The 19,889-nt window shown below is 57.8% G+C and carries 16 protein-coding genes and 2 tRNA genes; 10 read left to right on the forward strand and 8 right to left on the reverse strand.

Going from position 1 to position 19,889, the window contains the following annotated elements:
• Positions 1-10 precede the first annotated feature (10 nt).
• The 4 genes from ACP7B0_RS11135 to ACP7B0_RS11150 form a co-directional block, all read right to left on the reverse strand.
• Complete coding sequence (locus ACP7B0_RS11135; RefSeq protein ID WP_426141359.1) at positions 11-1,345, reverse strand: virulence factor family protein; 1,335 nt, start codon at positions 1,343-1,345, stop codon at positions 11-13.
• On the reverse strand, positions 1,345-3,996 hold the full coding sequence (mprF, locus tag ACP7B0_RS11140; protein WP_426141360.1) for a bifunctional lysylphosphatidylglycerol flippase/synthetase MprF: 2,652 nt from the start codon (positions 3,994-3,996) through the stop codon (positions 1,345-1,347). Before mprF ends, ACP7B0_RS11135 begins: the two co-directional genes overlap by 1 nt.
• Before the next feature lie 337 nt (positions 3,997-4,333).
• Positions 4,334-4,410: transfer RNA gene (locus ACP7B0_RS11145), tRNA-Met, on the reverse strand.
• A 347-nt stretch (positions 4,411-4,757) separates the two neighbouring features.
• Positions 4,758-4,834: transfer RNA gene (locus tag ACP7B0_RS11150), tRNA-Met, on the reverse strand.
• Between the two features lie 261 nt (positions 4,835-5,095).
• Between ACP7B0_RS11150 and dinB the strand changes: the two genes are divergently transcribed.
• Positions 5,096-6,157 carry a DNA polymerase IV gene (gene dinB / locus ACP7B0_RS11155; protein ID WP_426141361.1) on the forward strand — a complete coding sequence of 354 codons (1,062 nt, stop codon included), beginning with the start codon at positions 5,096-5,098 and terminating at the stop codon, positions 6,155-6,157.
• A 39-nt stretch (positions 6,158-6,196) separates the two neighbouring features.
• On the opposite strand, the gene ACP7B0_RS11160 is transcribed toward dinB, so the two are convergent.
• The 3 genes from ACP7B0_RS11160 to ACP7B0_RS11170 form a co-directional block, all read right to left on the reverse strand.
• Entirely contained in the window at positions 6,197-7,153 is a 957-nt protein-coding gene (locus ACP7B0_RS11160) for a hypothetical protein (protein WP_426141362.1), read from the reverse strand.
• Positions 7,154-7,224: 71 nt separating this feature from the next.
• The gene (locus tag ACP7B0_RS11165) at positions 7,225-8,940 is read right to left on the reverse strand and encodes a proline--tRNA ligase (RefSeq protein ID WP_426141363.1); all 1,716 of its coding nucleotides are present in this window, start codon (positions 8,938-8,940) and stop codon (positions 7,225-7,227) included.
• 172 nt (positions 8,941-9,112) lie between these two features.
• Positions 9,113-10,435, reverse strand: a complete 1,323-nt coding sequence (locus ACP7B0_RS11170) for an OprD family porin (RefSeq protein ID WP_426141364.1) — start codon at positions 10,433-10,435, stop codon at positions 9,113-9,115.
• A gap of 1,016 nt (positions 10,436-11,451) precedes the next feature.
• Between ACP7B0_RS11170 and ACP7B0_RS11175 the strand changes: the two genes are divergently transcribed.
• Together ACP7B0_RS11175 and ACP7B0_RS11180 are read left to right on the forward strand one after the other, a co-directional pair.
• A complete protein-coding gene (locus ACP7B0_RS11175; protein ID WP_426141564.1) occupies positions 11,452-11,883 on the forward strand; it encodes an HIT domain-containing protein in 432 nt (143 codons plus the stop codon).
• Positions 11,880-12,086, forward strand: a complete 207-nt coding sequence (locus ACP7B0_RS11180; protein WP_426141365.1) for a SlyX family protein — start codon at positions 11,880-11,882, stop codon at positions 12,084-12,086. The genes ACP7B0_RS11175 and ACP7B0_RS11180 overlap by 4 nt, the downstream gene beginning before the upstream one ends.
• A gap of 79 nt (positions 12,087-12,165) precedes the next feature.
• On the opposite strand, the gene ACP7B0_RS11185 is transcribed toward ACP7B0_RS11180, so the two are convergent.
• The gene (locus ACP7B0_RS11185; protein ID WP_426141366.1) at positions 12,166-12,771 is read right to left on the reverse strand and encodes a cold shock domain-containing protein membrane protein; all 606 of its coding nucleotides are present in this window, start codon (positions 12,769-12,771) and stop codon (positions 12,166-12,168) included.
• A gap of 377 nt (positions 12,772-13,148) precedes the next feature.
• On the opposite strand from ACP7B0_RS11185, the gene ACP7B0_RS11190 reads away from it, so the two are divergent.
• From ACP7B0_RS11190 to ruvB, 7 genes are all read left to right on the forward strand, one after another.
• Positions 13,149-13,622, forward strand: coding sequence for a Dps family protein (locus ACP7B0_RS11190; protein WP_426141367.1), 474 nt, complete (start codon positions 13,149-13,151; stop codon positions 13,620-13,622).
• 410 nt (positions 13,623-14,032) lie between these two features.
• Entirely contained in the window at positions 14,033-14,380 is a 348-nt protein-coding gene (locus ACP7B0_RS11195; protein ID WP_426141565.1) for a ribbon-helix-helix domain-containing protein, read from the forward strand.
• 317 nt (positions 14,381-14,697) lie between these two features.
• A complete protein-coding gene (gene aspS, locus ACP7B0_RS11200) occupies positions 14,698-16,473 on the forward strand; it encodes an aspartate--tRNA ligase (RefSeq protein ID WP_426141368.1) in 1,776 nt (591 codons plus the stop codon).
• Between the two features lie 126 nt (positions 16,474-16,599).
• Positions 16,600-17,346: a YebC/PmpR family DNA-binding transcriptional regulator gene (locus ACP7B0_RS11205; protein ID WP_426141369.1), complete on the forward strand. Its 747-nt coding sequence runs from the start codon at positions 16,600-16,602 to the stop codon at positions 17,344-17,346.
• A gap of 127 nt (positions 17,347-17,473) precedes the next feature.
• Positions 17,474-17,998 carry a crossover junction endodeoxyribonuclease RuvC gene (gene ruvC / locus ACP7B0_RS11210; protein ID WP_426141370.1) on the forward strand — a complete coding sequence of 175 codons (525 nt, stop codon included), beginning with the start codon at positions 17,474-17,476 and terminating at the stop codon, positions 17,996-17,998.
• A gap of 120 nt (positions 17,999-18,118) precedes the next feature.
• Positions 18,119-18,727 (forward strand): Holliday junction branch migration protein RuvA, encoded by a 609-nt coding sequence (ruvA, locus tag ACP7B0_RS11215; protein ID WP_426117799.1) that lies wholly within the window; start codon positions 18,119-18,121, stop codon positions 18,725-18,727.
• Positions 18,728-19,786: a Holliday junction branch migration DNA helicase RuvB gene (gene ruvB / locus ACP7B0_RS11220; RefSeq protein ID WP_426141372.1), complete on the forward strand. Its 1,059-nt coding sequence runs from the start codon at positions 18,728-18,730 to the stop codon at positions 19,784-19,786.
• Positions 19,787-19,889 lie beyond the last annotated feature (103 nt).

Genomic DNA, 19,889 nt, shown 5'->3' on the forward strand with positions numbered 1-19,889 from the left:
GTGACGCTTTCTACTTGCTGTCAGGCTTGCCCTGACGCTTGTCGATGGCGGCGATCAAGCGTTTGGCCAGGGCCGGGTAATTCTCATCGAAGTGGTGGCCGCCAGGAAGTTGCAGCTTCTCGCCCACTGCGGTGGCTTCGGTGCAGCCGCTTTCGTCCTTCTCTTCGATGCCGTAGACGCACAGCACCTTCTCGGCGGGCAGTTTCGCCATTTCCCCGCCAGTAGTGGTCTCTTTGCCGGCAGTACCGAGCCAGCCGTCCACATGGATTTCAAAGCTGCCGGTCCGGGCGAAGGCGAGCAGGATGATGCCGTCGATACGGTTCTGGTCCTCGGCTGCCAAGCGGTTATACACCGCCGGCATGACATCGGCACCGAAGGAGTAACCGGCGAGAATGAAGCGCTTAGTGCCCCATTTTTGCCGGTAATGCTGCATCAACTCCGTCAGATCGGCTGCCGTCTGTTCAGGGGTCTTGTGTTCCCAGTAGTAGCGCAGCACATCGATACCGACGACGGGATACCCCAGGTTGGCCATGTCGCCCGCGACGACTTTGTCCAGGTCGCGCCAGCCACCGTCGCCCGACATGAACAGTGTCAAGGTATCGGAAGGTTTCGCCGAAGGCACTTCCACAACCGGCACGCCCACGCCGCCGCCCTTGTCGTCTTCGCCAATGAGTGTGTGGCGCAGTTCGCTGTTCAGGACTTGTGGCAGCTTGATGTCATAGTCGCTGATGCTGGTATCGGCATTGGGCTGATCGCGCACGAAGGCCGCAGGAGGATCATCGGGTGCGTCGTTCCAGGCCACCATCCAGTGTCCGTGCGGCGCGCTTTTTGGCAGTGGCACGTCGCAGATCACGGGTGGTTTTTCGTCCGGGTCAACGGGCAGAACAGGTTGCGAAGGTTGCTCCAGCACGAAGCCCACCGAGATGGCTTGTGCTTTGTCGTCGTTCTGACCTGCCAGCCAGCGCCAGGCCAGGGTTGCGCCCGGTCCGATGCCGCCGACCACGTTGGGTGCGCCATCCAGTTTTTGCAGGGCGTCGTTGAAGGTTTTTTGTTGCAGGACGCAGTTATCCTTGGGCAAAACCACCTGAATAATCCGCGCTGCACCATCCTTGCTCAACGCCTGCAATTGCTTGTCGGTGAGCATGTCATCGGCAGTGACCGCCAAAGCCACCCGGACTTTTGTCCGGCTGCCCGGCGTCACGTCGGTCAGCGCCGAACCGTCAGCCAGGGTGGAACGAACGAGGGTTGCGGGGGGGGCGGGGCGGTTCCATAACCAGATACCCAGTGCCACCAGAAGAATAATAACCAGGGCTGCGAGCAAAAAGCGCCAGTAGCGTTGAATCATCAGCGTTTCACCAATCCAGTCAGGCCGCCCGCAATCAGGGCGGCAGTGTCAGCCAGTGCCACCAACGGATCGAGTCCGGCGGGCACGGCCATATAGCGAGGTTCCCAGTCAGGCTGGAATTTGTCTTTGAAACGGCGCAGCCCCTGAAAGTTGTAGAGTTGCTCGCCACGACGGAACACCATCGAGCCCAATCGCTGGGTCAAAGGTGCGCCACGCCGAGGCTGCAAGCCCGACAAAGGCACCATGCCCAGGCTGAAGCGTTCGTAGCCGTGCTGTTTGTAATACAAAATCAGCCCCACCATCATGAATTCCATGGTGAGTTTTGGCGCGTTCGGGTGAGCGCGCATCAGATCCAGGCTCGCCAGATCGTGACGCGAAGTCTCCAACAGGTTGGCGAACGCCACCGGTTTGCCTTCGAAATGGATGATGGCAATGCGGAAGTGCTTGAGGTATTCCGGGCTGAAACGGCCCAGGGAAAAACCTTTTTCCCGCACGTTCTTACCGGTCAGCCAGGCGTCGGAGATGACCTTGAGCTCATCGAGCGGTGCCTGGCCTGCTTCGTAGATTTCCAGCGACAACCCATCGCGACCACCCCGGTTCCAGGTGTAGCGCAGGTCTTTCATCTCCTTGCCCTTGGCTTCGATGTCGAAGCGGCGCAAGTCAACCCGGGCTTCTTCGCCCAGCTTGATCGCGGTCAGGCCGATGTCCATGTAGAACGGCAGATTTTCTGCGCGTACCTGATAAAAGACCGGGCGCGCATGGTGAACGTCGCACAGGTCGCGGAACTGCCAGATGAGTTCAGCCCGTTGCTGAGTGGGGCCAATCGGGTCGTACAACGCCACGAGGCTGCGCCCGCGGTGCGAATACATCAAAAAGGCATTGCCATCGGGGTGCAGGAGAATCGCCTTGTCACCGGTCAGCACCAGGCCGCCATCGGGTTGCGATGACGCGTTGAGGATTTCGGCGGCCTTGGCCAGTTCTGCGGCATCGGGCAGTTTGATGACCGGCCGTGCCGTGCGCAGTAGCCAGGTCAACGACACGATCACCAACAGTACGGCGCTGCCCAGTGCCGAACGCAAGGCGCGGGGAGCATCGGCGTCCAGGGTGAACTGCCACCAGAGCTGATGGCTGTACGGAACATCCTGGTAAGCAAACAGCAGCAACCAGATCGACGCGCCCAGCACGCACACGCTGGCCACCAGATACAGCGGCGAGAACGGCAACTCCAGCAAGCGGCTCGGGCGGTAGAACGAACGGCGGAAAATGGCCAGCAGACCGGCAGTGAGGATCAGCAGGATGGCTTCTTCCCAGTCGAAGCCCTTGAGCATCGACAGCACTGCACCAACCACCAGCAGAATCATGGTCAGCATCCACGCCGCGGAGAGGCGACGGCGCAAGCCTTGAGCCAGCAACAGGCACAGCACGCCCACCAGGCTGGCACCGAAGTGGGAAGCATCGATCAGGCGATGAGGAATCAGAAAGCCGAGGTTTTCCAGGCGGGTGTCGATCTCCGGTGTCGCCCCGGAGAACAACAGCACCACCCCGGAAAGAAACACCAGCAGCGCCAGAATCGGTGCCGCCAGGCCCGAGGCCACACGCATCGCTTGTTTGGTCGGTAGCAGGCGCTGACCTTCCGTGAACAGCAGGGTCAGGCAAGCCAGCAGCAGGGGCAGTAACACGTAGATCAGGCGATACAGCAGCAATGCGGCGGCGAGGGGCGCAGCCCCCAATTCATTGGCGAAGGCGGCCAGCAGAATGGCTTCAAAAACACCTACACCTCCCGGAACATGGCTGAGAACGCCGGCTGCCAGCGCAAGGAGGTAAACCAGCAGGAACGCGCCAAACGGCGGAGATTGAGGCAGCAGCAAATACAAGACAGTGGCCGCCACTGCAACATCCAGTGCGGTGATCACCAATTGCATCAGGGACAGACGCAGACCTGGCAGGCGCAGCGTTCGTCTGCCGGCACGCACCAGCAGTGTGTGCGGGATGGTTTGTTCCGGCAGTCGACGGCGGTATACCGCGAAGACGAGCAGCGCTGTCAGAATCAGCACGCCGATTGCAATCACGGCCAGCAACGGCACTGGCAGGTGCAGCGCCAGGGACGCGCCGGACAAGTTGCTCAGGGTTGCCAGCGCAGCCAGTGGCGGCAAGGCGCAGCCCAGTGACAGGCTGGCAAAGAGGGTCATGCGCGCGACCTCAATCGCACCAACGCCGTTGCGCGAATACAGCCGGTAACGCACCGAGCCGCCGGATAGCATCGAAAGCCCCACCGCATTGCCGATGGCGAAAGCGGTAAAGCCCCCCATGGCCAGGGTTTTGTTGGGCAGATCGACCCCGGCGTAACGGCTGGCGGACCACTCGTAACCCAACAGGATGATGAAGCCGACAATCGTTGCCAGTACGGCGCTTGCCAGAGAGGGGAGCGGTACGCTGAGCAAAGAATCGTGCAGCGCGTACAGGTCCAGCTCGCTGAGCATATGACGGCAGGCGATCAGCGCGATGCCGAACAGCAGCAGCGTGACGCCCAGGCCGATGGGCTGGCGATACTTGCTCAGCAGCTCCATCCATCGAAGGCGGGCAGGTCGGATAGGTTGATTTGCCGTAACGGCTTCATTGGGTTCTGACGGTTCGGACGGGTTGGCGCGCATCAATCACTCCTTGGATCGTGCGCGACAGGATGGAGGTATGCAGCCAAGTTACCAATCCTTACGCAAAAAATAGTTCGAGATGTTAGCGCGTCATCCACGAACGGGCGAATGAAGCGAATCTGTCAGTGAGGCTTCCAGCAATTATTCAGCCTTCGCAGGCTATCGGCCGATGCAGGAAAAACTGTCGGCGCCTGTAATATTACGTTACAAGCGTGAAAATGAGATGAAAGCTGCAACGCAAAATAGCGTTTTCTGACAAGCGCTTAGCTCGGCCGACAACGTGATTTTCCTACAGGCACAAAAAAGGCCACTCTTTCGAGTAGCCTTGTTTGATGTTTGGTTGCGGGAGCCGGATTTGAACCGACGACCTTCGGGTTATGAGCCCGACGAGCTACCAGACTGCTCCATCCCGCGTCTGTGTGGCGGCATTCTACAGCCGAACGCCGAGGTGTCAACCTTTAATGCAAAAAGAGGGTAAATGAGTGTCGGGAGAGGGGTTTCTATATAGAAGCCTCCCTTCAATGTCTGTCAGTATTTAAATGGAGAGGGATTCGTTGGAGCGAGGCTTGCCCGCGAACCTGACGCTTCGGTGGGCCAGATTGACCGCGTTATCGTTATTGGCTGGCGGGCAAGCCTCGCTCTAACCGGGCCGGTGTTTGCTGCGCGAAGCGCGGCCTCTGGACAACGGGGCTTCTGCCGCGCCACGCAAAAACTGACAGGCACAAAAAAGGCCACTCTTTCGAGTAGCCTTGTTTGATGTTTGGTTGCGGGAGCCGGATTTGAACCGACGACCTTCGGGTTATGAGCCCGACGAGCTACCAGACTGCTCCATCCCGCGTCTGTGTGTCGGCATTCTACGCCGGATCGCCGTGCTGTCAACCGTTACTTTGAAAAAAGTGCTTTTTCTTCAATCGCTTAGCGGCGCCGATCATTGCCTGTACCGGCCGCAGCGCCTTGTCTGACGGGGGCTAACGTCGGTTTCACGCGTTGATTTTAAAGGCGCTGCGTGACCGTTTCGCGACCATTCACGCATCGTGCAGTGCCACTTGCTGACGCCAATGAGATACTGCACAACCCTGTCTCTCGCAAATCGCCCTACATGACGCAGCGAAAAATCATCCATGTCGACTGTGACTGCTTCTACGCCGCCATCGAAATGCGCGACGACCCGCGCCTGGCGAGCAAGCCGTTGGCAGTGGGTGGTTCGGCAGACCGGCGAGGCGTGATCGCGACCTGCAATTACGAGGCTCGTGCCTACGGCGTGCGCTCGGCCATGTCGTCCCGGCATGCACTGAAGCTGTGTCCGGATCTCACCATCGTCAAGCCGCGCATGGATGCCTATAAAGAAGCGTCGAAGGAAATCCAGACGATCTTTCGCGATTACACCGATCTTATCGAGCCGTTGTCGCTGGATGAGGCGTTTCTGGACGTCTCCGATGCCAGTCATTTCGCTGGCAGTGCCACGCGTATCGCTCAGGACATCCGCCGCCGGGTCTCTAACCAGTTGCATATCACGGTCTCGGCCGGTGTTGCCCCGAACAAGTTTCTGGCCAAGATCGCCAGTGACTGGAAAAAACCCAACGGGCTGTTTGTGATCACGCCGGATCAGGTCGAGGATTTCGTGGCGTTGCTGCCGGTCAACAAACTTCACGGCGTGGGCAAGGTCACGGCCGACAAACTCGGCAGGCTGGGCATTGTCAGCTGCACGGATCTGCGTGGCTGGGGCAAGCTGGCGCTGGTCAGGGAGTTCGGCTCTTTCGGTGAGCGATTGTGGGGGCTGGCCAGGGGCATAGACGAAAGGCCGGTGCAGAACGACAGTCGGCGTCAGTCGGTGAGTGTGGAGAACACTTACGATACAGACTTGCCGGACCTGGCCAGTTGCCTGGAAAAACTACCTGAGCTGATGGAAACCCTGGCGGGGCGCATGGCGCGCATCGCTGACAACTACCGACCCGGAAAGCCGTTCGTGAAGGTGAAGTTCCACGATTTCACCCAGACGACCCTCGAACAATCGGGAGCGGGGCGCGACCTGAGCAGTTTCGAGCAGTTGCTGACCCAGGCGTTTGCCCGAGGCGGCAAGCCGGTACGGCTACTGGGTATCGGCGTGCGTCTGCAGGACCTGCGCAGTGGCCACGAACAGCTTGAACTGTTCGCGCCCTGAGCCTGGCAGGTCGGTAAGGGGGCAGGTGTTAGCGAGCTATCAGTGCCTGGCCCCTGGATCAGCCACGAGGCGGCCCGCATCCTTGGCCAGAGCATTCAAAAACTCACGCTGCAATTGCGGATCATTGCGCGTCAGTTCGATCAGGCTCTGTTCCAGTTCGCTGGCTTCGTCTTCAAGGCCCAGTTCCGAAAGGCGCTTGACCCGATAGACCCATTGGCTGACTTCATCATCTTCCAGGTCGTCATAAATCAGGCCGTGAGCCTCAAGCAGTTTGCTCCGCAGCAGGGCGCTGATGGGCAGGTCCGCATTGGCGTGGACCTTGTCCTGATCGTCTTCGACGCTGATATACAGCCGCGTCACGTGGCTCAGGTCCTGCTCGGCAAACGGGCTGTCCAGCAGGCTCAGACGCAATACTCCGTTTCGGTCAGTGGCCAGTTCGTGGGTCTGGGTTTCCGCCTTGACCAGCACGGGGCGCTCATTCCAGGGCAGCGTCGATTTTTCGATTCGTTTGTCCTTCTGGACTTCATCGATGCCTGCCAGATTCTGTTGCGCACGGCCGTGGGACGGCGCGTTCATGAACGGATTGAGTCCGGCAACACCGTAATTGATCCAGTCCTTGGTCACGCTGTCGGGTAATTGACCGAAGGCGAACACATTGACCACGTTGGCAGCCACGCCAGCCACCACGGCGACGGCACCCAGGGGGATCTCATAGGCTTCACGCCATGGCTGGTAAGCGGTGTAGCGATCATAGCGACGGGTGACTTCGAACTCGGTGACTTCGAAGGTTTTCTGTTCGTGGATGCGTACACGTCGCTGGGGCAGTTCGAGCGTTTTGGGCTCGCCCATATCGATCTGCAGGGTATGTTCGAGCAGTTTGCGTTCCACACGCTCTTCGTGCTCGCTGCGCTGTGACAAGTGATTGGCACAACCACTGACAAACAGGCTGGCGCACAAGGCGGTGCAGCCGAGGCTTGAGGATCTTCGCTTGAACATGGGATCTCTTGAGGCGGATAAGGCGCGTTGCCAGCAATGGGCGCGCTCGAGGTGTCGAGCGCGCCCAGGGTTCAGCGGCGGATACGGGCCTGAATAAAAGACAACACGTCGGCAATCGGCAGGGCCTGGGCTTCTGGCTCGGTGCGGCTCTTGTACTCAAGATTGCCTTCGGCCAGGCCGCGATCGCTGACCACGATGCGATGAGGAATGCCAATCAGCTCCATGTCGGCAAACTTGTTGCCAGGGCTGGTTTTCTTGTCGCGATCGTCCAGCAGCACTTCGAAGCCGGCCGCTGTCAGTTCAGCGTAGAGCTTGTCAGTCGCTTCCCGGACGGCTTCCGTTTCATAGCGCAAAGGTACCAGCGCGATCTGGAAGGGGGCCAGGGTGTCGTTCCAGATAATGCCGTTGGCATCGCTGTTCTGCTCGATGGCGGCAGCAACAACCCGGGACACGCCAATGCCATAGCAACCCATGGACAGGTTGACCGGCTTGCCGTTCTCGCCCAGGACCTGGCATTTCATGGCTTCGCTGTACTTGGTGCCCAGCTGGAAGATGTGGCCGACTTCGATGCCGCGCTTGATTTCCAGCGTGCCTTTGCCGTCCGGGCTTGGGTCGCCAGCGACCACGTTGCGCAGGTCGGCAACCGTCGGAACGGGCAGGTCGCGCTCCCAGTTGACGCCAAAGTAGTGCTTGTCGTCGATGTTGGCACCGATGCCGAAGTCGCTCATCAGCTCGACCGAGCGGTCGATGATGCAGGGCAGCGGCAGGTTCAGCGGGCCCAGTGAGCCAGCACCGGCGCCGATGGCGTCGCGCAGTTCGGCTTCCGAAGCCATGACCAGCGGGCTGGCGACCAGCTCCTGCTGGGCGGCCTTGATTTCGTTGAGTTCGTGATCGCCACGAATGATCAGCGCGACCAGCTTGCCTTCTTCTGCGGCGTGCACCACCAGGGTCTTGATGGTCTTTTCAATCGGCAGATTGAAGCCTTCGACCAGCTGCGCAATGGTCTTGGCGTTCGGGGTGTCGACCAGACGCAACTCTTCGGTCGGTGCGGCGCGAGAGGTTTCGCGTGGGATGGCCTCGGCTTTTTCGATGTTGGCCGCGTAGTCGGAGCCGTCGCTGAACACGATATCGTCTTCGCCGGATTCAGCCAGCACGTGGAACTCGTGGGAGCCCGCACCGCCGATTGAGCCGTTGTCTGCTTCCACCGGGCGGAATTTCAGGCCAAGTCGGGTAAATACGTTGCAGTACGCCTGATGCATGCGGTCGTAGGTTTGCTGCAGGGACGCCTGATCGGCATGGAAGGAGTAAGCGTCCTTCATGACAAACTCGCGGCCGCGCATCAAGCCGAAGCGAGGGCGTATTTCGTCGCGGAATTTGGTCTGGATCTGGTAAAGATTGATCGGCAACTGCTTATAGCTGTTGAGCTCGTTGCGGGCCAGATCGGTGATGACTTCTTCGTGGGTCGGGCCCAGGCAGAATTCCCGGTTGTGCCGGTCGGTCAGGCGCATGAGCTCGGGGCCGTACTGTTCCCAGCGACCGGATTCCTGCCATAGCTCAGCAGGCTGGATGCCCGGCATCAATACTTCGAGTGCGCCAGCTGCGTCCATTTCTTCCCGAACGATGGCTTCTACCTTGCGCAATACACGCAGGCCCATGGGCAGCCAGGTGTAGAGACCGGAAGCGAGTTTGCGAATCATGCCGGCACGCAGCATCAGCTGGTGACTGACCACGACCGCATCGGAAGGGGTTTCTTTCTGTGTGGCGAGCAAAAATTGACTGGTGCGCATGGGAGGCCGTTGTCGGTTGCTGAGACTAGAAATGACTGGGCATTGTACGGGGCTGAATTATCCCCGTACAGCACGAGGCCTCCGAGGGAGGCGAAGATGATTGCTTGAATGCTTGAATGAAAAAGCCCGGCAAATGTGCCGGGCTTCTTTATAACGAGTAGCTGAAGTGCGATTACAGGACCGAGATCGGGTAGTCGACAATCAGACGGAACTCGTTGATATCGCCTTCGCCCTGATCAGCATTGGCGCGGTGCCATGCTTGACGGATGCGGAACGACAGGTCTTTGGCTGGACCGGTTTGAAGCACGTACTTGGCTTCAAGGTTGGTCTCGTGGTGCTTGCCGTCTTCACCGTACAGGCCAGCGTAAGCGCTGTTGGCCGGAGTGTTGGTGCCGTCGATGTCATAACCTTTAACGTAACGGGTCATGAAGCTCAGGCCAGGAACGCCGTACGGAGCCATGTTCAGGTCGTAGCGAGCTTGCCAGGATTTCTCGCCAGGACCGTTGAAGTCAGAGTACTGGATCGAGTTGTTCAGGAAGATCGAGTCGCCACCACGGTTGTTGTCGCCAATACCGATGTAGTCGAATGGCGTATCACCGTTGACCTTCTGGAATGCCAGGGTCAGGGTGTGCGCAGCCAGGAACGAGTAGGCAACGGAACCGGAGAACGCGGTGTTGCTGATGTCGCCCGCTTTGGCGCTGCCTTCATCGACAGTGCGATACAGGTTGGCGTCGAATGCCAGGGACTGGTCATCAGTCAGCGGCAGTGCGTAGTTCATGTTGGCGTAGTACTGATCCCACACGTCTTCGAGCTTGGCACCGTAAAGCGCAATACCGAGGTTCTCGGTGATAGCGTACTTGCCACCCACGAAGTCAGCAGTCTTGGCTGTAACACCGGCGTAGTTAGCCCAAATGTTACCGCTGTGGCTCATGTCGTCCTGGCTGGTACCGGAGTAGAAGTGACCGCCTTCCAGATCCAGACCGGCAACCTCGCTGCTCTGCAGGCTGATACCGCTGGCAGTTTGTGGCAACAGGCGGGAACCGCCGACTGCGAACACTGGGCTGGTAGGCTGCATGTCACCGATTTTCAGTTCGGTTTTCGAAACGCGGAACTTAACAGCGCCACCGGCTTTGCCGAAGCTGTCTTCGTTTTCGCCCTGGCTGTTGGTGACCAGGTTGCCCGAACCGGAGTATTTGTCCTGGCCGTCAAGCTTCAGGCCGAAGTAGCCGAAAGCCTCAACGCCCACACCGACGGTGCCTTGAGTGTAACCAGAGCTGAACGTACCCCAGAAACCCTGGGTCCAGTCTTTGTCATCAACGGCGCCATCTTTCTTGTCGCGATTGAAGTAGTAGTTGCGAGCTTTCAGGTCAAGCGTGCTGCCTTCAACGAAACCCTTTGCTTCAGACTGGTCGCTGACGAACGCTGCTGCCGTTGCCAGTTGGGTGCTGGCTGCGGTAACTGCCAGTGCGATTGCGCTCCACTTCATCACTCTCATCGTGACTTGCTCCTTTGGTTTTAAGAAGAGTTGCTGCCGTCCACCGGTTTTTTTATCTGGACGGCTCTTTCTTTTTGGTGTCGGCGAAACTTATATCACGCTGACAATGGTGGCGATAGTTACAGACCTATCCTTTCGAAATCTTTACGGCGGTGTCGCAAACTGCTCCGTCCGTGTCGCAAAAGCCATGGCTTGCATATCGACTCTACAACTACAGCATTGCTTTTTTACGACCTGAGCACAGGATCAATTGATCTATGCCATGTCACTCAAGTGCAGCTGTGTTACGCAAAACCTGTGGATCTTGACGACGGACAGGTTCATTTTTCCGCCAGGACTCCTGCCAGCCTTGATGAGTGATAAAGCAACAACCGTGCACAAAATTCCGGGTGATAAGAAAATTTTGTGAAAAATGCAGCATTTACCTCGCTTTTGATCTTTAACTCATTGTTTTATAAGGAAATAAAAAAATCACATTTTCTTGAGGGACAGCGCTTTTTGCGACTCTCACTCTCCGATGCCTCGGCAGAACGTTACTTTTTGTCCATCGGGCTGAGTAATTTGCGCATAAAGCGTCGATCAGGCCTGACCGCGTGAGTTTTTTTGGTGCGTCTGCTGTCTTTCCTGCCTGATGCTGGCCCACGGCGATGACTGGACGCGTCCAGAGCCAGCCGGTTGTTACGGCCATGTGTCTGAAACAGCTCTGGCGGGGGTAGCCAGTGGCCTTCTGGCCTTTCTGTGGTAGCGATTAGTAACAACTGTAACGATGCTGAGCGCGCGCGTTTTGCGTCCTAAAGCGGGGCGTTCTGTCTGAAAGCGAGCATTTTTGGTGCGTCAGGGGGCTGCGCTTTAGGCTATTGTGGCGGCACATTTTTTTACCCGCCGCTCGAGATGTCATGTAACCGAGGTAAGGCGGTGAACTCGAACTTATTCCCGAGTATCCTGCTGGGTAATGCGCTATGCACTTTAAGTTAAGGTGTGCAAAAAAACCTAACCTGACGATCAGGAGTTATACCGTGTTCGTTCTTGACTCACGTTTGCAAGCAGACACATTGCTGATTGGCGATTTCCCGTTATGTCGGCTGCTGTTGTCAAATGATTCGAACTACCCTTGGTTTGTCCTGGTGCCGAGACGCCCGGATGTTAGTGAGATATTTGAGTTGAGTCTTGAGGATCAGTTGCAGCTGTGGCACGAGACAACCGCATTGTCAGTGGTGCTCAAACAGTCATTCGGGGCTGACAAGATCAACGTGGCGGCGCTGGGTAATGTCGTCAGTCAGTTGCACATGCATGTTATCGCCCGTCGACACAACGATGCGGCCTGGCCTGCGCCGGTATGGGGCAAGCATGCGGCGCAGCCCTACGCGTCGCAGCAGATGTCGGCCATCGTGCAGCAACTGCGCAGCGAGCTGACAGTCGATTTCGTTTTTGCACAGGAGCCATTATGAGTCTGGACGTGCGGGTGACCGAGCTGGAGAGCCGCCTGGCTTTTCAGGACGATACAATTCAAGCGCTGAATGATGTGCTGGTTGCTCAGCAGCGCGCGCTGGATCGGCTGCAACAGCAGATGGCGGCCATGCTCAAGCGACAGGAAGAGTTGGGAAGCCAGTTCGATACCTTCGAAGAGGATGGGCCGCCGCCGCACTATTAATAGATAAGCGTCTGGTAAACGGCTGCGCAAAAAAAAACCGCGATCCCTTGGGGTCGCGGTTTTTTTACAGGCGTGGCCGTCAGCGGCGAGGCAGTGCTGCGATGACGTCTTCTGCTTGCAGGCCTTTGTCGCGGTTCATGACCGAGAACTCCACGCGCTGGCCTTCGACCAGAACGCGGTGCCCTTCACCACGGATGGCGCGGAAGTGAACGAAGATGTCATCCCCGGAATCGCGGGAGATGAAACCAAAGCCCTTGGAGGTATTGAACCACTTGACGGTTCCTGTATCGCGGTTGGTCATGTCATGACTTTGCGCAACGGGGGATGGCGAAGATTTGTAGAAGCTGATGGCCAGGTGCAAGGCTACCGCAATGAATGCAGCGACCAGGCCCAGCATGACGGCCGGTTGACCAGCGACGATTTCCAGCGGGACGAGCAGGGTCAGCACCTGAAAAACAACAGCAAGGATGAGTAACGCGCTGACCAGGTTTTGCAACTGATGACGTGGGCCCCGGTTCCAATAGGGGATCACTGGTGCAAGCAAGAGATTCAGCAAACCGAACAACGCCAGATAAACCGCATCGGGCTGAAGGAAATATGAAGACAGGGCTTCACTGCGCAAGCTCGGTATAAAGGAAAGCAGCAGGGCTGCGGCTCCCGTTAGCAGGTGAACGATTTTCAACATGTTGATAACTCACATTAAGATGGATCACGAGGTAATAGCCGATAACGCCCGGTACGCTTCTGGAAAAGTGGAGGCGTGCTGCACGGACGAGGGATCAGGCTGTGCGCTGCAATGACAATCAGCAGAACACATGGCGTATTTAACAGCAAAGCATGAGCCTACTCAAATCAAGAGCTTGCGGGTGTGCGGGCATTGTCAGCAAAGGCTGATGCGAAGCGACGAGCGGTGCAGGTTATTGTGGCCTGATGCGAGACTTTCTCGTTGTGCTGGTCGAGTCGGCCGTCGGCCCTTTTGCATGACAGGGCTGCGCCATGGACGATCTCTTGGTAGAGTGCCTGTTGCACCTGTTGGATAATCCATCTTGAAAGGGGAAAAACATGGCAATCGATATTGGTATCAGCGAAGAAGATCGTAAGTCGATCGTTGACGGTCTTTCTCACTTGCTCGCAGATACTTATGTGCTGTATCTCAAGACCCATAACTTCCACTGGAATGTCAGCGGTCCGATGTTTCGTACCTTGCACTTGATGTTTGAAGAGCAGTACAACGAACTCGCTCTCGCGGTGGACTCCATTGCCGAACGTATTCGTGCCCTGGGTTTTCCGGCGCCGGGTACTTATACAACTTACGCGCGTCTTTCTTCGATCAAAGAGGAAGAGGGCGTGCCAAGCGCCGAGGATATGATCAGAAGTCTGGTCAACGGTCAGGAAGCCGTAGTCCGCACCGCGCGTAGTATTTTTCCTCTTCTGGATAAAGTCAGTGATGAGCCCACAGCCGACTTGTTGACTCAGCGCATGCAAGTGCATGAGAAAACCGCCTGGATGCTTCGTTCAATGCTGGAAACCAGGTAAGCCCCGCGTGAGTGGCGCATCCGACGCGCCGCTCACCTGCTGACTTCCCGTACGTCGCCTCCCGGCGGCGGTCCTCTGCAACGTTGATGATTGCTGGCTGCTGTTTTTCAAGACGTGTCCCCGCAGAGGGCCTTCCTGGGCCTCGCCCCCGCAGGGCTGCTGCAGCGCTCAGGGGGCGGGCGGCTTGAAATCCGTGAATGACATAAATATTAAACACCTGCTTCTCGTTCGGTTCGGTTATCGGCAGCAGGAAAATCGTTATTCGTCTCCTAATTGTAGTGTTCTCCTACATGGTCAGAGTGCTGGCTCTGCTGGTCATGGCGTGGTAATTCGGGCTTTATAAGCGGGCACATTTATTTATTTTTAAATGTTTCTTCATGAAGTCTAAATTGATCTGTATTAGAGGAAATATCACTATGGTTCGAGGGGTTGAACGCGACGTAAAAGACCTGAGCCGTCACGGAAAAATACGCAATGATCCTTTTGTAGAGGATTTCAATATGAACCTGGCGCAACCGCACTCCAAATCGGTGCGCCTGAATGGGCTGGCAACTTGCCTACGGCTGGAGAACGTCTACTGGAATATTCTTGCGACCATTGCCCGGTCGAACAATTGTTCTGTTAATGCTGTGCTGTCTTACATCGACAGGGAAGTTCATCTGCGCTACGGCGGGGTGAAAAACTTCAGTGGCCTGATCAGGGTGGTCTGTGTGGCCCATGTCCTGAAAGGCGACAGCCTGGATATCTCCCAGGCGTAGTTCGGATACGACCCCATTTTTTCTGCGGGCTCGCCAGCATGGCGGGCCCGCTCCGCATGCGTTCCTGTGCTCCTGCTGCATGGCGTGTGGGCGGCTGCGGCGAACTTATCCTGCCTGGATGGGTTCGTGCGGCTGCACGGCTTCGATTAACCCTATATAATCCCCCGCCTTGCCAAAACGGGCATGTCTCTGCGCAAACAGAGCGCCCAGCGACGAGCTGACAGCTTGAACTGCATGCCTGGGCTCTTGCACTATTGAGCGCAAGCCAAGAGCGAAAGCTCCACCGAATTCTGAATTACGGAAGTGAAAACACCATCATGATGCGCAGCCATTATTGCGGCCAACTGAACGAGAGCCTGGAAGGTCAGGAAATTACCCTATGCGGATGGGTCCACCGCCGTCGTGACCACGGAGGGGTGATTTTCCTCGATATCCGTGATCGTGAAGGTCTGGCTCAGGTGGTTTTTGACCCTGATCGTGCCGACACTTTCGCCGCCGCCGACCGCGTGCGTAGCGAGTATGTCGTCAAGATCACCGGCAAGGTACGTGCTCGTCCTGCAGGTGCTGTAAATGCCAATATGGCTTCCGGCGCCATCGAAGTGCTGGGCTATGAGCTCGAAGTGCTGAACGAGTCGGAAACCCCGCCGTTCCCGCTGAACGAATACTCGGACGTTGGCGAGGAAACCCGCCTGCGTTATCGCTTCATTGATCTGCGCCGTCCTGAAATGGCCGAGAAGCTGCGTCTGCGTTCGCGCATCACCACCAGCATCCGTCGTTATCTGGATGAAAACGGCTTCCTGGACGTCGAGACGCCGATCCTGACCCGTGCCACCCCGGAAGGCGCCCGTGACTACCTCGTCCCGAGCCGCACACACCCGGGCAGCTTCTTCGCCCTGCCGCAATCGCCACAGTTGTTCAAACAACTGTTGATGGTGGCCGGCTTTGACCGTTACTACCAGATCGCCAAGTGTTTCCGCGACGAAGACCTGCGCGCCGATCGTCAGCCTGAATTCACCCAGATCGACATTGAAACCAGCTTCCTTAATGAAGAAGAGATCATCGGTCTGACCGAAAAGATGATTCGTCAGCTGTTCAAGGAAGTTCTGGACCTGGAGTTCGGCGATTTCCCGCACATGACCTTCGAAGAGGCCATGCGTCGTTATGGCTCGGACAAGCCGGACCTGCGCAACCCGCTTGAACTGGTCGACGTAGCCGATCAGCTCAATGCCGTGGAATTCAAGGTGTTCAGCGGTCCGGCCAACGACCCCAAGGGCCGTGTTGCCGCGCTACGTGTCCCGGGTGCCGCGAGCATGCCGCGCAGCCAGATCGACGACTACACCAAGTTTGTCAGCATCTACGGTGCCAAAGGCCTGGCCTACATCAAGGTCAACGAGCGCGCCAAGGGCGCCGAGGGCCTGCAGTCGCCGATCGTCAAGTTCATCCCTGAGGAAAACCTCAAGGTGATCCTGGACCGCGTTGGGGCTGTTGATGGCGACATCGTGTTCTTCGGTGCCGACAAGTTCAAAGTCGTCAGCGAGGCCCTGGGCGCGCTGCGCATCAAGATCGGTAACGACCTGAAACTGCACACCTGCGAGTGGGCACCGATGTGGGTCGTGGACTTCCCGATGTTCGAAGAGAACGACGACGGTAGCTTCACGGCGCTGCACCACCCGTTCACTGCACCCAAATGCACGCCGCAAGAGCTGGAAGCCAACCCGGCCACCGCTCTGTCCCGTGCCTACGACATGGTGCTCAACGGCACCGAGCTGGGTGGCGGTTCGATCCGTATCCATCGCAAGGAAATGCAACAGGCGGTCTTCCGCTTGCTGGGCATCGCCGAAGACGAGCAGCAGGAGAAGTTCGGCTTCCTGCTCGACGCCCTGAAGTATGGCGCGCCACCCCATGGCGGCCTGGCGTTCGGTCTGGATCGTCTGGTCATGCTGATGACCGGTGCTCAGTCCATTCGCGAAGTCATCGCCTTCCCGAAAACCCAGAGTGCTGCGGACGTCATGACCCAGGCGCCCGGCGTAGTCGACGCCAAGGCGTTGCGCGAATTGCACATCCGTTTGCGCGAACAGCCCAAGGCTGAGTAATGCCGAGCGGGGCGTATCGCGTCTCTCTTGACGTCGATGCGCCCCGTTTGCGTTTTGGCCGAGCAGACGTGTGTCGCGTGTTCAGCGACGCACATGAACGTGTTCAAACAGAATCTGGAGCAAGAGATGGCAGGTCATTCTAAGTGGGCGAACATCAAGCACCGCAAAGAGCGTCAGGATGCCAAGAAAGGCAAGATTTTCACCAAGTGGATTCGTGAATTGACCGTCGCCGCCCGTCAGGGCGGTGCAGATCCGGGTTCCAACCCTCGCTTGCGTCTGGCGCTGGACAAGGCGCTGGGTGCGAACATGACCCGCGACACCATCGACCGGGCAGTGGCGCGTGGCGCCGGTGCTGCGGACGGTGATGACGTCGAAGAGCTGGGTTACGAAGGATACGGTCCGGGTGGCGTGGCTATCATGGTCGAAACCATGACGGATAATCGCAATCGCACAGCGGCAGCGGTTCGTCACGCATTCACCAAATGTGGCGGGAACCTGGGGACGGACGGTTCGGTTGCCTACCTGTTCGACCGCAAGGGCCAGATTTCCTTTGCGGCAGGCGTTGATGAAGACGCACTGATCGAAGCCGCGATGGAAGCCGATGCCGACGACGTCGTGACCAATGAAGACGGCTCCATCGACGTTTTCACGTCCTTTGCCGGTTTTTATGCGGTTCGCAATGCGCTTGAGGCCGCGGGTTTCAAGGCGGCGGACGCGGAAATCGTCATGTTGCCGACGACCAGCGCGGTTCTGGATCTGGAAACGGCGGAAAAGGTCCTCAAGCTGATCGACATGCTCGAAGACCTGGATGATGTGCAGAACGTTTATTCCAATGCGGAAATCCCTGACGACGTCATGGAACAGCTTGGCTGAAAGCCTGTTGTCAGCGCGACATTGAGGCCGGAGATACGAAGCGTGCTTATCACATCGCTATCGGCCTCCGGCTTCTGCCTTTATGCTGCGCTCTCTGGTATGTGTCACTTCTCTAGCTGCAGGCGTTATGACTCTTATTCTTGGTATCGACCCCGGTTCGCGAATTACCGGCTATGGCGTGGTGCGTGACACCGGGCGTGGTTGTGTCTACGTGGCCTCGGGTTGCATCAGAACCGGCAGTGGCGAGCTGCACGAGCGCCTGCAGATTGTGTATCGCGGTGTGCGTGAGGTGATTCAAACCTACGGGCCGGTGACCATGGGGATCGAAAAGGTGTTCATGGCCCGCAACGCCGACTCGGCGCTCAAGCTGGGGCAGGCCCGGGGTGCGGCCATCGTCGCCGGGGCTGAAGAAAGCCTGGAAATTGCCGAGTACACCGCCACTCAAGTCAAACAGGCGGTAGCGGGGACCGGCGGGGCGAATAAAGAGCAGGTCATGATGATGGTCATGCATCTGCTCAAGCTGACACAAAAGCCGCAGATCGATGCGTCCGACGCCTTGGCGATTGCTTTATGCCATGCACACACCCGCTCCAGTCTGATCCCGCACGGGCTGTCCACCGCGCGAAGTCGTGGTGGTCGGCTGCGGTTATAGCCTGATGGACTTATCCATTGATTATTTTTTACTTGCAGGTCCTGTCACTCCTGTAATGATTGCGACCATTGATTTGCCGCTGGCCTTGCAAAGAGCCGGCGAAACGAAAGGATCCGATACGTGATTGGACGCTTACGCGGCTTTCTGGCCGAGAAACAGCCGCCGCATCTGGTGCTGGATGTCAATGGCGTGGGCTATGAGCTGGAAGTCCCCATGACGACGCTTTATCGGCTGCCACACGTCGGTGAACCCGTGACGCTGCACACCCATCTGGTGGTCCGCGAAGACGCTCATCTGCTCTACGGTTTTTACGAAAAACGCGAGCGCGAGTTGTTTCGCGAGTTGATCCGGCTCAACGGCGTAGGCCCGAAGCTGGCGCTGGCCTTGATGTCCGGGCTGGAAGTCGACGAGCTGGTGCGATGCGTTCAGGCCCAGGACACGTCGGCCTTGACCCGGATCCCGGGCGTGGGCAAGAAAACCGCCGAGCGTCTGTTGGTCGAGCTCAAGGATCGCTTCAAGGCCTGGGAAACATTACCTGGCACTTTTACCCTGGTTTCCAATGGCCCGAACGCCCCGGAACCAGTAGCGTCAGCAGAATCCGACGCGGTCAGTGCGCTGATTTCCCTGGGTTACAAACCTCAGGAGGCGAGCAAGGCCGTCTCCGCGATCAAGGAAAAAGACTTGAGCAGTGCTGATTTGATTCGACGTGCCCTGAAGGGAATGGCTTAAGTGATTGATGCTGACCGCCTGATAACCGCCACCGGCGGCCGTGATCGTGACGAGCAACTGGATCGTGCGATCCGGCCCCTGAGCCTTGCCGACTACATTGGCCAGCCCACCGTGCGTGAGCAGATGGAGTTGTTCATCCAGGCGGCTCGCGGTCGTAACGAGGCGCTGGATCACACGTTGATCTTCGGTCCGCCTGGCCTGGGCAAGACGACGCTGGCCAATATCATTGCCCAGGAAATGTCGGTCTCCATCAAGAGCACTTCAGGGCCGGTCCTGGAACGCCCCGGTGATCTGGCGGCGATCCTGACCAATCTGGAACCCAATGATGTGTTGTTCATTGATGAAATCCACCGTCTGTCGCCTATTGTCGAGGAAGTGCTGTACCCGGCGATGGAAGACTTTCAGCTGGATATCATGATTGGCGAGGGGCCGGCTGCCCGCTCGATCAAGCTTGATCTGCCCCCGTTCACGCTGGTGGGGGCGACGACCCGGGCTGGTATGTTGACCAATCCGCTGCGTGACCGCTTCGGTATCGTTCAGCGTCTTGAGTTTTACAGCATTCCCGACCTGACCACGATCGTGACCCGTTCGGCAGGTATTCTCGGCCTGCCCATCGAACCGGAAGGCGCTTTCGAAATCGCCCGGCGCGCGCGAGGCACGCCGCGTATTGCCAACCGTCTGTTACGTCGGGTCCGTGATTTCGCTGAAGTGCGCGGCACGGGGCATATCACCAAATCCATCGCTGATCTGGCGTTGAACCTGCTGGATGTCGATGAACACGGTTTTGATCACCAGGATCGGCGTCTGTTGTTGACCATGATCGAGAAGTTCGATGGCGGCCCGGTGGGTGTCGACAGCCTTGCAGCAGCAATCAGTGAAGAGCGTCACACCATTGAAGACGTACTCGAACCCTATTTGATCCAGCAAGGCTATATCATGCGCACACCTCGCGGGCGTGTGGTGACCCGGCATGCCTACCTGCACTTCGGGCTGAATCTGCCTTCGCGCATGGGTGAAATGCCGCTTGCAGAGGATTTTGTCGACAGCAATGACAATTAAAAAAGCCGCGGACCACCGATTTATTCGGGGTTTGCGTGGTCAGACTGGCAGTTGCGCCAATCTGACAGGTAATAACCTGTAAAACCTTGAAAAACAGTTGCCT

The organism is Pseudomonas sp. DWP3-1-2 (assembly GCF_049896285.1).
Taxonomy (GTDB): Bacteria; Pseudomonadota; Gammaproteobacteria; order Pseudomonadales; family Pseudomonadaceae; genus Aquipseudomonas.